Source organism: Paenibacillus sp. R14(2021), from assembly GCF_019431355.1.
GTDB lineage: Bacteria > Bacillota > Bacilli > Paenibacillales > Paenibacillaceae > Paenibacillus_Z.
The window spans coordinates 3,178,872-3,192,500 of the sequence record NZ_CP080269.1 but is presented as its reverse complement, the minus strand read 5'-3'; the positions used below and the strand labels follow the sequence as shown (position 1 = coordinate 3,192,500).

Sequence of the window (13,629 nt, the reverse complement as noted above, 5' to 3'; positions counted from 1 at the left end):
TGGAGGCACACCAGGGGAACTGAAACATCTAAGTACCCTGAGGAAGAGAAAACAATAGTGATTCCGTCAGTAGCGGCGAGCGAACGCGGATTAGCCCAAACCAAGGAGCTTGCTCCTTGGGGTTGTAGGACGTCTCACATGGAGTTACAAAGGTGTTGGCTAGACGAAGAGGTCTGGAAAGGCCCGCTATAAGAGGTAAAAGCCCTGTAGTCTAAAGTCAATACTCTCCGAGACGGATCCTGAGTACCGCGAGACACGTGAAACCTCGTGGGAATCCGGCAGGACCATCTGCCAAGGCTAAATACTCCCTAGCGACCGATAGCGAAGCAGTACCGTGAGGGAAAGGTGAAAAGCACCGCGGAAGCGGAGTGAAACAGAACCTGAAACCGTGCGCTTACAAGAAGTCAGAGCCCTCTATATGGGTGATGGCGTGCCTTTTGTAGAATGAACCGGCGAGTTACGTTCCCATGCAAGGTTAAGGTGAAGAGCCGGAGCCGCAGCGAAAGCGAGTCTGAATAGGGCGAATGAGTATGTGGACGTAGACCCGAAACCGTGTGATCTACCCCTGTCCAGGGTGAAGGTGCGGTAACACGCACTGGAGGCCCGAACCCACGCATGTTGAAAAATGCGGGGATGAGGTGGGGGTAGCGGAGAAATTCCAATCGAACTCGGAGATAGCTGGTTCTCCCCGAAATAGCTTTAGGGCTAGCCTCGGAATTTAGAGTCGTGGAGGTAGAGCACTGATTGGGTGCGGGGCCCGCCAAGGGTTACCAAGTCCAGTCAAACTCCGAATGCCATGTACTTATATCCGGGAGTCAGACAGTGAGTGCTAAGATCCATTGTCAAGAGGGAAACAGCCCAGACCATCAGCTAAGGTCCCCAAGTGTGTGTTAAGTGGGAAAGGATGTGGAGTTGCAAAGACAACCAGGATGTTGGCTTAGAAGCAGCCACCATTTAAAGAGTGCGTAATAGCTCACTGGTCGAGTGACTCTGCGCCGAAAATGTAACGGGGCTAAACACACCACCGAAGCTATGGCTTGCAACTTATGTTGCAGGGGTAGGGGAGCGTTGAATGTACGTTGAAGTCAGACCGTAAGGACTGGTGGAGCGCATTCAAGTGAGAATGCCGGTATGAGTAACGAAAAGACAAGTGAGAATCTTGTCCGCCGTAAGACTAAGGTTTCCTGAGGAAGGCTCGTCCGCTCAGGGTAAGTCGGGACCTAAGGCGAGGCCGAAAGGCGTAGTCGAAGGACAACAGGTTGATATTCCTGTACCACCGTAAGCCGTTACGAGCAATGGGGTGACGCAGAAGGATAGTGACGCGGGCTGATGGATGCCCGTCCAAGCAGTGAGGCTGATGTGTAGGCAAATCCGCACATCGATAAGGCTGGGCTGTGATGGGGAGCGAAAATTGCAGTAGCGAAGGTCATGAGTTCAGGCTGCCAAGAAAAGCCTCTAGCCAGGTGAAGGTGCCCGTACCGCAAACCGACACAGGTAGTCGAGCAGAGTATGCTAAGGCGCTCGGAAGAACTCTCGTTAAGGAACTCGGCAAAATGACCCCGTAACTTCGGGAGAAGGGGTGCCTCGGTAGGGTGAATAGCCCGAGGGGGCCGCAGTGAAAAGGCCCAAGCGACTGTTTAGCAAAAACACAGGTCTGTGCGAAGCCGTAAGGCGAAGTATACGGGCTGACGCCTGCCCGGTGCTGGAAGGTTAAGGGGAGTGGTTAGCCGCAAGGCGAAGCTATGAACCGAAGCCCCAGTAAACGGCGGCCGTAACTATAACGGTCCTAAGGTAGCGAAATTCCTTGTCAGGTAAATTCTGACCCGCACGAATGGCGTAACGACTTGGGCGCTGTCTCAACGAGAGATCCGGTGAAATTTTAATACCTGTGAAGATGCAGGTTACCCGCGACAAGACGGAAAGACCCCATGGAGCTTTACTGCAGCTTGATATTGGACTTTGGTACGATCTGTACAGGATAGGTGGGAGCCTAAGAAGCCGGAGCGCCAGCTTCGGTGGAGGCAACGTTGGGATACCACCCTGATCGTATCGGAGTTCTAACCTGGTACCGTAATCCGGTACAGGGACCGTGTCAGGTGGGCAGTTTGACTGGGGCGGTCGCCTCCTAAAATGTAACGGAGGCGCCCAAAGGTTCCCTCAGAATGGTTGGAAATCATTCGCAGCGTGCAAAGGCATAAGGGAGCTTGACTGCGAGACCTACAAGTCGAGCAGGGACGAAAGTCGGGCTTAGTGATCCGGTGGTACCGAATGGAAGGGCCATCGCTCAACGGATAAAAGCTACCCTGGGGATAACAGGCTTATCTCCCCCAAGAGTCCACATCGACGGGGAGGTTTGGCACCTCGATGTCGGCTCATCGCATCCTGGGGCTGAAGTAGGTCCCAAGGGTTGGGCTGTTCGCCCATTAAAGCGGTACGCGAGCTGGGTTCAGAACGTCGTGAGACAGTTCGGTCCCTATCTGTCGTGGGCGTAGGAAATTTGAGAGGAGCTGTCCTTAGTACGAGAGGACCGGGATGGACGCACCGCTGGTGTACCAGTTGTTCCGCCAGGAGCACCGCTGGGTAGCCAAGTGCGGACGGGATAAGCGCTGAAAGCATCTAAGCGTGAAGCCCCCCTCAAGATGAGATTTCCCAATTCGTAAGACCCCTGGTAGACGACCAGGTTGATAGGTTCGAGGTGGAAGTGCAGCAATGCATGCAGCTGACGAATACTAATCGGTCGAGGGCTTATCCTATTGAACCCTGTTAAGGGGTTCACTTCGGAAACCAACGTTAACATCTTCGTTCAGCTAAGTAATGACCTTCGCAAAGGTTCGTATCCAGTTTTCAGGATGCAATTTTATAATACCCAAAAAACACTCACTTTGTGGGTGTTTTTTTGTTTTCCTCGATTTACATACTGCATCGGTTATTTACACCTCGAATTGAAGCCATTTTCCACCTCTCCCCGGAACACGCCAATCGCATACTGCAAAGGATAAGATCCGCTCATAGAATCGCCTAAACTGCTCCCTTATGATTAGAGTATCACGCAAGAGAAGGGAATAAGGCCCATGAAACGAAACGGAGTTATCCACGAGCTCGTGCGCAACCGTCAGCTACTGCTTATGTTTCTTCCCGTTGCCACGCTGCTCTTCCTCTTCAATTACCTGCCATTGTCGGGGTTGATCATTCCGTTCAAGAACTTCGACTTCACCAAAGGCATCTTCGGGAGTGATTGGATGCATCCTCTCCTGAACAATTTTGACTATATTTTGTCGTCGGATGCGGCGTTCCGTGCAGTGCGCAACACAATTTTGCTCAATGCGCTTTTCATTGGCGTCGGACTAATTTTTGAAGTAGGCTTCGCGCTCATGCTCAATGAACTGAGGAACAAATACTTCAAGCGGATTACGCAATCCCTGACCTTTCTGCCTTTCTTCATCTCCTGGATCGTAGTCGGCGTGTTCACGTATAATCTGCTCAACTTCGAGAACGGCGCGTTGAACCGCCTGTTGGAATGGTTCGGGCTGCAGAGCGTCGACTTCTACAGCAAAGCGAGCTGGTGGCCGCTCATCCTGACGATCGCGGTTCGCTGGAAGGTCACGGGTTATGGAACGATCGTTTATCTGGCAGCACTCACCTCTGTCGACAACTCGTACTATGAAGCCGCTTCGATCGACGGCGCCTCCCGCTGGCAGCAGATGAGGTACATCAGCATTCCCATGCTGAAGCCAACGGTCATGATCCTGACGCTGCTTGCGATCGGACGCATCATGAATGCAGATTTCGGGATGTTCTATGCCATGGTTGGCGATGCCTCGCTGCTGTTCCCGACGACGGACGTCATCGACACCTTGGTCTACCGCAGCCTCCGCAAATCCGGCGATATCGGCATGGCCTCCGCAGCGGGCTTTCTGCAATCAATCGTCGCGTTCGTGCTTATCCTCGCGAGCAATTACGCCGCCCGCAAAATCGACAAGGATTCGGCGATTTTTTAAGCTTTGCTAAAAACCGTGGCCTGCGCCGGCATGGGTTTCCAATCGGCGGTGTTGTAGTCGGATTTCTTTATCAAATTGTTAAGTGGTAGAAATCCAACTACAAAGGCGGACGCTTAAGGCGGTTGGTTTGCGTTCACTGTCGTGAGACAGGGAATGCAGCATTCGCTAACTTCGGAAGCATAAGCTTCGCTTATCCGACTCTATACCGCACTCCGGCCACTTGCTTCGCTAACCTTTTGCAATCCCACACAAGGAGGTATCGCCCGATGGTTGCCAAACGATTTTCCATCAGCCAAGCGATTATTATGCTTGTCATCTCGCTCTTCAGCTTGGCCTGTCTGTTCCCGTTCCTAATGGTCATCTCGGGCTCGCTCAGCATCGAGAACGACATCGTGAACTACGGGTACTCGCTTATTCCAAGGCATATTACGTTCGATTCGTACCGCATCCTGTTCCTCGGCTCCAACCGGATCGTCGACGCCTATGGCATCAGTATCCTTGTTACTGTCGTCGGCACGCTGCTTTCCTTGCTCGTTAATAGCATGGGGGCGTACGTCATGGCGCGGCGTTCGTTTAAATACCGCAACATTTTGTCCATCTACGTCATCCTGACGATGCTGTTCAGCGGCGGCCTCGTGCCCTGGTACATCATCTGCGTCCGGTATCTGGAGCTGAAGGATACGATCTGGGCAATGATCCTGCCGCCTCTCGCGAATGCGTTCAATATGTTTCTGATCCGCAACTTCATGCAGTCGATCCCGGAGGACATTTACGAATCCGCCAAAATGGACGGTGCCGGTGAATTCCGCATTTTTTACCGGCTCATAACTCCGCTGTCCGTACCGGTTCTCGCGACCATTGGCTTGTTCGTGGCACTGTCGTACTGGAACGACTGGTTTCTCGGCCTCATGTTCATCGACAAGCAGGATCTGCAACCGCTGCAGCTGCTCTTGCGGACGCTCGTTTCGAACGTCGATTTCCTGCGCAACTCCAGCAACGCCGCGGCGATGCAGCGCATTATGCCACAGATTCCGTCCGAATCGATGAAGATGGCGCTGACTGTCGTTACGATCGGTCCAATCGTCTTCTTGTACCCTTTTCTGCAGCGGTATTTCGTCAAGGGGCTTATGGTAGGCGCGGTCAAAGGCTGACTATACCAGCTTCGGCTGTATAGCGATATAATCAAAATCATTAGGGGAGAGGATTACATGAGGAAGCGCAAAGCAAGGGTTCCATTACTGCTAGCGGTCTTGATGCTGTTCGCGGTGCTGCTTGCGGCATGCGGAGGCAATAACGGCGGTAACGGCAATGGGGAGAACACCGGTAACAAAGGCACGACGGGCAATACTGGCAGCACCGGTAATACCGGCACGTCCGGCGACAACGGCGGCAATGCCGGTAAGCAGGAGGACGAGGTGACGCTGAAGTTCTATTTCGGAGGCGACAAGAAGGCGGCAACCGACGAGGTGTGGACCGCGATCAGCGATTACGTGAAGAGCAAGGGCCTGAACGTCAAATTTAATATCAACTTCATTCCTTTTACCGATTTCAAGGATAAGATGCTCGTCATGGCAGCTTCCGGAGACAGCTGGGACATGAACTTCGACGGCGATTGGCTGTCCTACAAACAAATGGCGGCGAAAGGCTCCTACATGGCGCTAAACGATCTGCTGCCGCAATACGCACCAAACCTGTACAAGAAATACGAGGAACAAGGCACGCTGTCCGCAGCTACGGTGAACGGTCAAATTGTCGGCCTGCCTTGGACGATGAAGATGAACCAGCGGCTGTTCGCTGGCTGGCGCTCCGATCTCGCGGATAAAGCAGGTATCACGATCGCTCCCGATTCCATCAATACGATCGAGGACGTTGACGGCCTGCTCCGTCAATTGAAGAAAGCGTATCCAAACGAGAAGCTGTCCCGTTCCACGCCGCTCGCCATCTACATGATCCGCGATGAATGGGTCGACCTGAACTTCCACGGTCTCGGCTTCTATCTGAACGATCCGAAGGTCACCGTACAGCCGGTCGAGCAGCAGCCGTTCTACCTGGAAGCGGTCAAGAAGGCTAAAGTCTGGTACGACGACAAGCTGATCAACCGCGACGCAATGATTGACAAGGAAGACGGCGCCGCTGAGTGGCGCAACAGCAAGACGCTCCTGACGCTGACGTCGCATGAATGGGCGAACGCGGATCCGGGCTTCTCCGATCCGTCCTTTAAGCAGCAAATGTCCCTGCTCTACCCGGACAAGAAACAGGTGAACCGTACGGCGCTTGCGAACGTTGTTTCGATTAACCGCAACTCCAAGCATGCCGACCGCGTCCTGCGCTTCATGGACATGATCGAGACCGACCAGAAGCTGTACGATCTCGTGCAGTACGGTATCGAAGGGAAAACGTATAAACTCGACGGGGAAACGGCCGTTTATCCGGACGGCATGAACACCACGACGAGCAACTACATGGAGTGGGGCGGGCAATGGGCGTTCTGGAAGCCGCAATTCATGCGTCCGACATCGACGTATCCGAAGGATTTCTGGGTGCATGAAGCCGAGTTTGCCGCGGAGCCTGTGAATGTGAATTCTCCGATCGACGGTCTGTTCATCGCCGAGGACACGATGAAGAACGAGCTCGCCAAGCGTGACCAAGCATCCGACGAGACGAGCAAGCCGATGGAATTCGGCATCGTGAAGGATCCCGACAAGGAAGTAGCCGCGTACACCGAGAAGCAGAAGGGCAATGGCCTGGATAAAATCCTGTCCGAAACGCAAAAACAAATCGATGCGTACTTGGCATCGCAAACGAAGTAAGTAAAATCCGCATAAGCCAGCCAGAGAGTAAGCCGCCCCGCCGACAGCATGTTTCGGAATCCAGCCGGATAGGGGGCGGCTTTGCTGTCTATTTTTCTAAATCGAGGAGGGTTATCCTTTTGAATTCTAATCGAATACGGAATCGGTTTCGTACGTGGGCAGCCTGTACGCTTGCTTTGTCATTGCTGTTTATGGGTGTGCAGTGGGGGCCGGCCCCAGTATCCGCGGATGCTGGAGATCCGGCGAATGTCAGCATCGAACTCGGCGCGGCTCCGGTCGAGAACGGGATTACGGCTTGGGCGGGAGACGGATCGACCGGCCTGCAGACGGGCGAGTTGGACGGACGCGGCTACTGGCGGACGAATAAATCACAGGACGAGACCGCGCGCATCCTCTATTTCTATTTCAACCTAGATGACGGCTTTACCGAGAACATCGCGAACTACGACGTGGATGTCGCGGTCGATTACTATGATGCGGGCGGCGGCAAAATGGTGCTGCAATACGATGCCACAGGAGCGAATACCAGCTTCAAGGACGCCCCGCTCTACACGTACGGAGATACGGGCACTTGAGGCAAGGCACTTTCGTCCGGGCATACCGATGAACTTGCCAGCTTCAAGGATGCTGCAGACGTGGCGGACTATGCCCGTTCCAGTGTCGAAGCGCTGGTTGCGGCTGCATTGCTGCAAGGCAGCAATGGGCAGCTTAACCCGCGGGGCAGCTTGACCCGCGCCGAAAGCGCCGTTCTGCTTTATCGGCTTTATTTGAATTAGCCGGACCGGCAATCCCGCCTCCTCATTACGCAAATCAAGTGCCTCCCGTTCTTCCGGACGGGGGGCCATCCTATGATCAAACGAGAGAAGGAGCGTGCTTCGCGCATGGCGAAAATCACGGGCATTAGGTGCATCCGCACGAGGAAGAACGGGACATGGACGGTCGTGAAGGTGCTGACGGATCAGGACGGCCTATACGGCATCGGCACTGCGAACGACCTATACAATCCCGAGGCGGTCGTGCAGGTGATCGATCAACTGCTTGCTCCGCAGCTGATCGGTCGGGATACCGGCAATATCGAGGACATGTGGCAGACCATGCAGCTCAGCTCGTACTGGCGGAACGGCTCGATTCTCCAGACGGCGATCGGCGGCATCGACGTCGCCCTATGGGACATCAAGGGCAAGGAGGCAGGGCTGCCGATCTACCAGCTGTTCGGCGGGGCGTGTCGGGCGGCCGTGCCTTGTTATGGGCATGCAGGCGGTCATGATATCGCCGAGTTGAAGGAAGACGTGCATCGCTATCGCGAGGAAGGCTATACCGTAATTCGAGCGCAGCTCGGCGGCTACGGGGGCGGGGGGTTCATTCCCCGCGAGCAGGCGAACGTGCCCCAAGGCGCTTGGGCACAAGGCGCGGTGTTCGACGAGCACGCGTATTTGCAGGCGATTCCGGCCATGTTCGAGCAACTGCGGCTGGAGTTCGGGAGCGGGGTGCAGTTTACGCACGACGTCCACGAGCATCTCTCGCCAATGGGCGCGGTCCGGCTCGCCAAGCAGCTCGAGCCATACGACCTTTTCTTCCTCGAGGACGCGCTTCCGCCCGAGCATGTCGGCTGGTACCGCCAGCTGCGGCAGCAGAGTGCAACGCCGCAGGCTGTAGGCGAGCTGTTCACGAATCCACAGGAGTGGACGCCGCTCATCGCGGAGCGGCTTATTGATTTTATCCGTGTCCGGGTATCCAAGGTTGGCGGCATCAGCGCGGCCCGCAAAATCGCGTCGCTCGCGGAGGCATTCGGCGTCCGCACCGCATGGCAGGAGGGCGGGGAGAACGACCCGATTAACCAAGCAGCGGCCGTACATCTGGACATGGCCGTGTGGAATTTCGGCATCCAGGAGATCAATCATTTCAGGCCGGAAGAGCGGGAGGTGTTCCCGGGTCTTGTGGAGAGGAAAGGCGGGTATCTCTATGTCTCCGGCAAGCCAGGACTCGGCATCGATTTCGATGAAGAGAAGGCTTTGCTGCTACCGGGCGAAGACTGGAAACGCACAAGCTACCATCAGCCGTATAAGCTCGACCGCAAAGCGGACGGGACGCTCGTCCGGCCTTAAGCGGCGGGCGAATTACAGGAGGAGGAGAATGATCATGCAAACGATTGCGGTAACCGGGGGCGGCGGCAAGCTTGGTCAGTATGTCGTCAAGGCGCTCGTTCGGCAGCAGTACAACGTCGTCTTGCTTGACCGGAGTCATGCCGCCGGCCTGCCCTGCCGGCAAATCATCGTGGATACGAGCGATCTTGGCCAGTTGGCGAGCGCGCTTCAGGGTGCGGACGCCGTGATCCATCTGGCGGCGGTGCCATCGCCGACCGGATTTCCTGTGCCTGCGATTTTCGCCAACAACGTCATGGGTAGCTACAATGTGCTTGAAGCGGCGTCACTGCTCGGCATCCGGCGGGTCGTGATGGGTTCGAGCACGTCGTGCTACGGGTTTGCTTGGGCGATCAAGCCGTTCGCGCCGCATTACCTGCCGATCGACGAAGATCATCCGCAGCTTACGCAGGAGGGCTATGGGTTTTCGAAGACGGTGGGTGAACTGACGGCGGCGATGTTTCATCGGAGGAACGGAATGTCGGTCGTGAGCCTGCGCTTCTCGCTGATTGCGGCGCCCGCGGAGTACGCGAGGCTGCGGCGCGGCCTCGGCAAGCCGGATGAATTCGCCAAAATCCTGTGGAGCTACGTCGACATCAGGGATGCCGCTGACGCTTGCATAGCCTCGCTGCACGCGGACGTGAACGGCGCTGTGGCGCTGAATATAACCGGAGATGATACGCTGAGCGAACTTCCGACGGTGGAGCTGCTGCGTGCGTGCTATCCCGAGGTGAAGGATTTACGGCAGGATTTTGATGGCCGGGAGCCGCTTTTCAGCAATAGCTTGGCGAAGAAGATGCTGGGTTGGCATCCGCAGCACAGGTGGGCGGATGAGTTAACATAAGAATGAGTTGGATTTAGAAGAGGCGGCCATTCAATAAAGGGGCTGCCTCTTCTGTCTATTTGTAAAAGTATGGTAGAATGAAGGCGTTATATAGGGTCTAACTTACATTTCAGTAGAGCAGCCGAATGCTAGGCGTACTAAAGGTCAAGAGGCCGCCCCGTCACTAGAGTAGAGTACCGCCGGAAGCGAGGATAGTCAAATGAGTGTTATTTGCGAGTCGAAGCATTTAGCTGATTACTTAATTGAGACAGAAGACATCGATTTTAATCATCCCGAAATCCTGGATTTGACTTCGAAACTGATCGCTTCATCATCTGATCAAGTGGACTTTGTTAGAAGGGCCTATGCCTATATTCGTGATGAAATAAACCATTCCTGGGATATCCAGAGCTCAAGAATAACGTGCAGCGCATCCGAAACCTTGATTTATCGAGAGGGTATTTGTTATGCAAAAGCTAATTTACTGTGTGCAGTGCTTAGGAAAGCGGGTATTCCAACTGGTTTTTGTTATCAGCGATTAACGATTGGAGATACGCCCGACACGGGATATTGTATTCATGCACTAAATGCGGTTTATCTATCAAGTCATAAGAAATGGTATCGTTTAGACGCTCGAGGCAACAAAACAGGGATCGATGCTGCATTTTCGTTGGAAGGTGAAAGACTCGCCTTTCAAGTCCGCAAAGAATACGATGAGGTTGATTATCCCACCATTTATAAGGAGCCAAATCCGAAGACAATCGAAGCATTGAAACAAAACACGGATTGCATCAAGATGTATCTGTCCGGTTTGCCTGATGACATCATGTAGCTGCTATTCCGCAAATTTTGTTGGTGGCTGGGAATAGAATAGGAGAGGAAACCAAGGGGTCAATCACTCATCTTTGATAGGGATGGAACACCGCGGGCTAGATATTGAACAAGTAGAATTGCTATTGGCGCAGCTGGCGATGTTTGGGTACGCTCAGAAATAAACAAAAGAAACGACTCCTTTCGAAGAGTCGTTTCTTTTTGTGTTTCCAGATTTATAACAGCCCTTTGCCATAGGCACGTCGATCTTATGGCTCCACAAACTTGACGATTTCATCGTTGAACCGATCTTTTTCTTCATAGAAGAGGCCGTGTCCGCTGTTTTGGAACGGAACGAGCGTCGAGTTCCGAACCCCTTTATGCAGCTCCTCCGCGATGGCGAACGGAACCGCTTTGTCGTGAACGCCGTGCAGAATGAGCGTAGGCACGTTGATGTTTTTCAGGCCGGCGCGCAGATCCGCTGCCGCGACCGATTGAATGCTTTCGATCGTCGCGCGGGGATCCGAGGACTGGCCCATTTGATCGAACCACGCTCGGAATGCCGGGCTCGGCTGCTTGTAGAAGAAGTCGTCGCCGAAGCTTTTCAACATGTTCGGGCGATCCGCTTTCAGGTTGGCCACGATCGCATCGATATCCTTTTGCGTAATGCCGTACGGATAGCCTTCCCGCTGGCTCCAGCTGGGCGAAGCGGCTCCGAACAGCATCAGCTTGGAAACCGCGTGCCCTTTATGTCGGATCATATAGTTCGTCGCCACCGTGCCGCCCATTGAGAATCCAGCGAGCGTCACGTCTTTCAATTCCAGCTTGTCGATGACCTGGCGCACGTCGTCCGCGAAGGTGTCCATATCGTAGCCGTCGTAAGGATGATCGGATTTGCCGAAACCGCGCAGGTCGATCCCGATGAAGCGAATCCCCTTTTTCGGAAGCTCGGTTTGCTGGTATTCGTACATCTCATGATTGGCCGGCCAGCCGTGGATGAAGACGACCGGTTTGCCTTCGCCGACGTCTTCGACATACAGCTTCACGTTGTTCCCGACTGTTACGTAGTGGCCGTTGCTCGTGTTCACGACGCCGGACGAATAATGCTGCGCTTCCGCGATACTCGGTTTCGTAAGGCTCGTTCCGATTCCCGTTCCTGTACCGATAAGCGCGACCGCCAGCGATAGCGTCAATAGTTTTTTGCTTTTCAAGTTTTTCATCATCATGTATTCCTCCTCTGGATTGTGGGTGTTGCGAACCTGATTTCACCATCTTTTTCCGTGGTGAGTTTTGGTTCGCTTGTATCTCTATATTATTTGTACACAAATTGTTTGTCAACAAACTAATTAGGTTATTTTATTTCTTCTATATATGCGTGCAAAAGCGGACTAACGAAAGAAGGTTCGTTAGTCGCATTTAATTTGTTTAAAATTAATTTGTTGACAAACTAAATTAGAGTGGATATGATTGGTTCATAAGGTTTGTGTACAAATTATTAGTGGGCAAACGAAACTGAAGGAGGAAAAAATGATGCATCATCAAACGGTCATTATTGGAACGGGTCCTGCGGGATTAACGGCGGCGATCTACTTGGCTCGGGCGAACCTGTCTCCGCTCATTATTGAAGGATCGCAGCCGGGCGGACAACTGACGACAACGACGGAAGTCGAGAATTTCCCTGGTTTTCCGGAGGGGATCACGGGGCCGGAGCTCATGGAGAATATGCGAAAGCAAGCCGAGCGATTCGGTGCACGCATTCAATCCGGGTACATAACCCGCATGGATTTATCCAAGCGTCCGTTCACATTGTACTTGGAAGGCGGCGACGAAATAACGGCGGACGCGGTGATCCTGTCGACCGGTGCTTCCGCGAAAATGGTCGGCATTCCCGGAGAAGCCGAAAATATCGGACGAGGGGTCAGCACTTGCGCGACCTGCGACGGATTTTTCTTCCGAAACAAGAAGATCATCGTTATCGGCGGCGGCGACACCGCGATGGAGGAGGCGCAGTTCTTGACGAGATTCGCTTCCGAGGTCCGCCTCGTGCATCGCAGAGAGGAGCTTAGAGCTTCTCAAATCATGCAAGACCGTGCGCGCAGAAACGCGAAAATCGAGTGGAGCCTTAACGCTTCTCCGCTGGAAGTGATGTCCGGGGACAAAGGGGTGACCGGTCTCAAAGTTCGCAACAATGCGACGGGGGAGGAAGAAGTGCTGGAAACCGACGGGATCTTCCTTGCAATCGGCCATCGTCCGAACACCGGATTTCTAGGCGGCCAGATCCAAACCGACGCGCTCGGCTACGTGGAAGTCGTTCCAGGTACTTCCCGTACGAACGTTCCCGGCGTATTCGCTTGCGGTGACGTCATGGATTCGATTTACCGTCAGGCGATCACATCGGCTGGCAGCGGCTGCAAAGCGGCTTTGGATTGCGAAAGCTTCTTGTTCGAACATCAGTAACTAGCACGCACAACACCAATCAAACAAACTAAATCATTTTATGGAGGTAATTCTAATGACACAAGAACGTACAGGTAAAGCAACAGTAGGCGGACACCCAATCACGCTGGTAGGCCCGGAACTGAAAGTCGGAGACCAAGCCCCCGCATTCACCATCAACAAGGATCTCATGACCGAAGTGAGTCTTTCCGATTACAAGGGCAAAATCAAGCTCATTTCCGTCGTACCTTCGCTCGATACTGACGTGTGCGACGCGCAAACGCGCCGTTTCAATCAAGAGGCGTCGAAGCTGGGCGATGGCGTGGTCGTATTGACGATTTCGGTCGACTTGCCATTCGCACAGAGCCGGTTTTGCGCGACCGCGGGCATTGAACGCGTCGTCACCTTGTCGGATTATAAACACCGTTCCTTCGGCGAGGCGTATGGCGTGTTGATTAAAGAACTGCAGCTGGATCAACGCGCGATCTTTATCGTCGATGCTGACGATACGATCCGTTACGTCGAATATCTGAGCGAGCTGTCGGATCATCCGAATTACGACGCTGCTCTGGCAGCCTTGAGCGAGCTCGCGAAGTAAGCGATCCTTCGAC

11 protein-coding genes and 1 rRNA gene (1 of these 12 cut by a window edge) are annotated in these 13,629 nt (G+C 53.9%); 11 read left to right on the top strand and 1 reads right to left on the bottom strand.

Annotated features, from left to right (window positions below; all coding sequences use genetic code 11):
* The 9 genes from KXU80_RS14880 to KXU80_RS14840 form a co-directional block, all read left to right on the top strand.
* Positions 1–2,753: ribosomal RNA gene (locus tag KXU80_RS14880) — 23S ribosomal RNA — on the top strand (it extends 175 nt beyond the left edge of the window).
* Positions 2,754–3,071: 318 nt separating this feature from the next.
* A complete protein-coding gene (locus KXU80_RS14875) occupies positions 3,072–3,998 on the top strand; it encodes an ABC transporter permease (protein ID WP_219834054.1) in 927 nt (308 codons plus the stop codon).
* A gap of 266 nt (positions 3,999–4,264) precedes the next feature.
* The gene (locus KXU80_RS14870) at positions 4,265–5,149 is read left to right on the top strand and encodes a carbohydrate ABC transporter permease (protein ID WP_219834053.1); all 885 of its coding nucleotides are present in this window, start codon (positions 4,265–4,267) and stop codon (positions 5,147–5,149) included.
* A gap of 57 nt (positions 5,150–5,206) precedes the next feature.
* Positions 5,207–6,808 (top strand): extracellular solute-binding protein, encoded by a 1,602-nt coding sequence (locus tag KXU80_RS14865; protein WP_219834052.1) that lies wholly within the window; start codon positions 5,207–5,209, stop codon positions 6,806–6,808.
* Positions 6,809–6,927: 119 nt separating this feature from the next.
* A complete protein-coding gene (locus KXU80_RS14860; protein WP_219834051.1) occupies positions 6,928–7,383 on the top strand; it encodes a hypothetical protein in 456 nt (151 codons plus the stop codon).
* Positions 7,384–7,443: 60 nt separating this feature from the next.
* Entirely contained in the window at positions 7,444–7,584 is a 141-nt protein-coding gene (locus tag KXU80_RS14855; RefSeq protein WP_219834050.1) for an S-layer homology domain-containing protein, read from the top strand.
* Between the two features lie 72 nt (positions 7,585–7,656).
* Positions 7,657–8,913 (top strand): enolase C-terminal domain-like protein, encoded by a 1,257-nt coding sequence (locus KXU80_RS14850; RefSeq protein WP_258171019.1) that lies wholly within the window; start codon positions 7,657–7,659, stop codon positions 8,911–8,913.
* 34 nt (positions 8,914–8,947) lie between these two features.
* Positions 8,948–9,793, top strand: coding sequence for an NAD-dependent epimerase/dehydratase family protein (locus KXU80_RS14845; RefSeq protein WP_219834049.1), 846 nt, complete (start codon positions 8,948–8,950; stop codon positions 9,791–9,793).
* Positions 9,794–9,992: 199 nt separating this feature from the next.
* Positions 9,993–10,604: a transglutaminase-like domain-containing protein gene (locus KXU80_RS14840; RefSeq protein ID WP_219834048.1), complete on the top strand. Its 612-nt coding sequence runs from the start codon at positions 9,993–9,995 to the stop codon at positions 10,602–10,604.
* A 247-nt stretch (positions 10,605–10,851) separates the two neighbouring features.
* Here KXU80_RS14840 and KXU80_RS14835 read toward each other — a convergent pair whose 3' ends face one another.
* On the bottom strand, positions 10,852–11,808 hold the full coding sequence (locus tag KXU80_RS14835) for an alpha/beta fold hydrolase (protein ID WP_258171018.1): 957 nt from the start codon (positions 11,806–11,808) through the stop codon (positions 10,852–10,854).
* 304 nt (positions 11,809–12,112) lie between these two features.
* Here KXU80_RS14835 and trxB point away from each other — a divergent pair, with 304 nt between their 5' ends.
* Positions 12,113–13,039 (top strand): thioredoxin-disulfide reductase, encoded by a 927-nt coding sequence (trxB, locus tag KXU80_RS14830; protein ID WP_219839055.1) that lies wholly within the window; start codon positions 12,113–12,115, stop codon positions 13,037–13,039.
* A gap of 55 nt (positions 13,040–13,094) precedes the next feature.
* Positions 13,095–13,616 carry a thiol peroxidase gene (gene tpx, locus KXU80_RS14825; protein ID WP_219834047.1) on the top strand — a complete coding sequence of 174 codons (522 nt, stop codon included), beginning with the start codon at positions 13,095–13,097 and terminating at the stop codon, positions 13,614–13,616.
* Positions 13,617–13,629 lie beyond the last annotated feature (13 nt).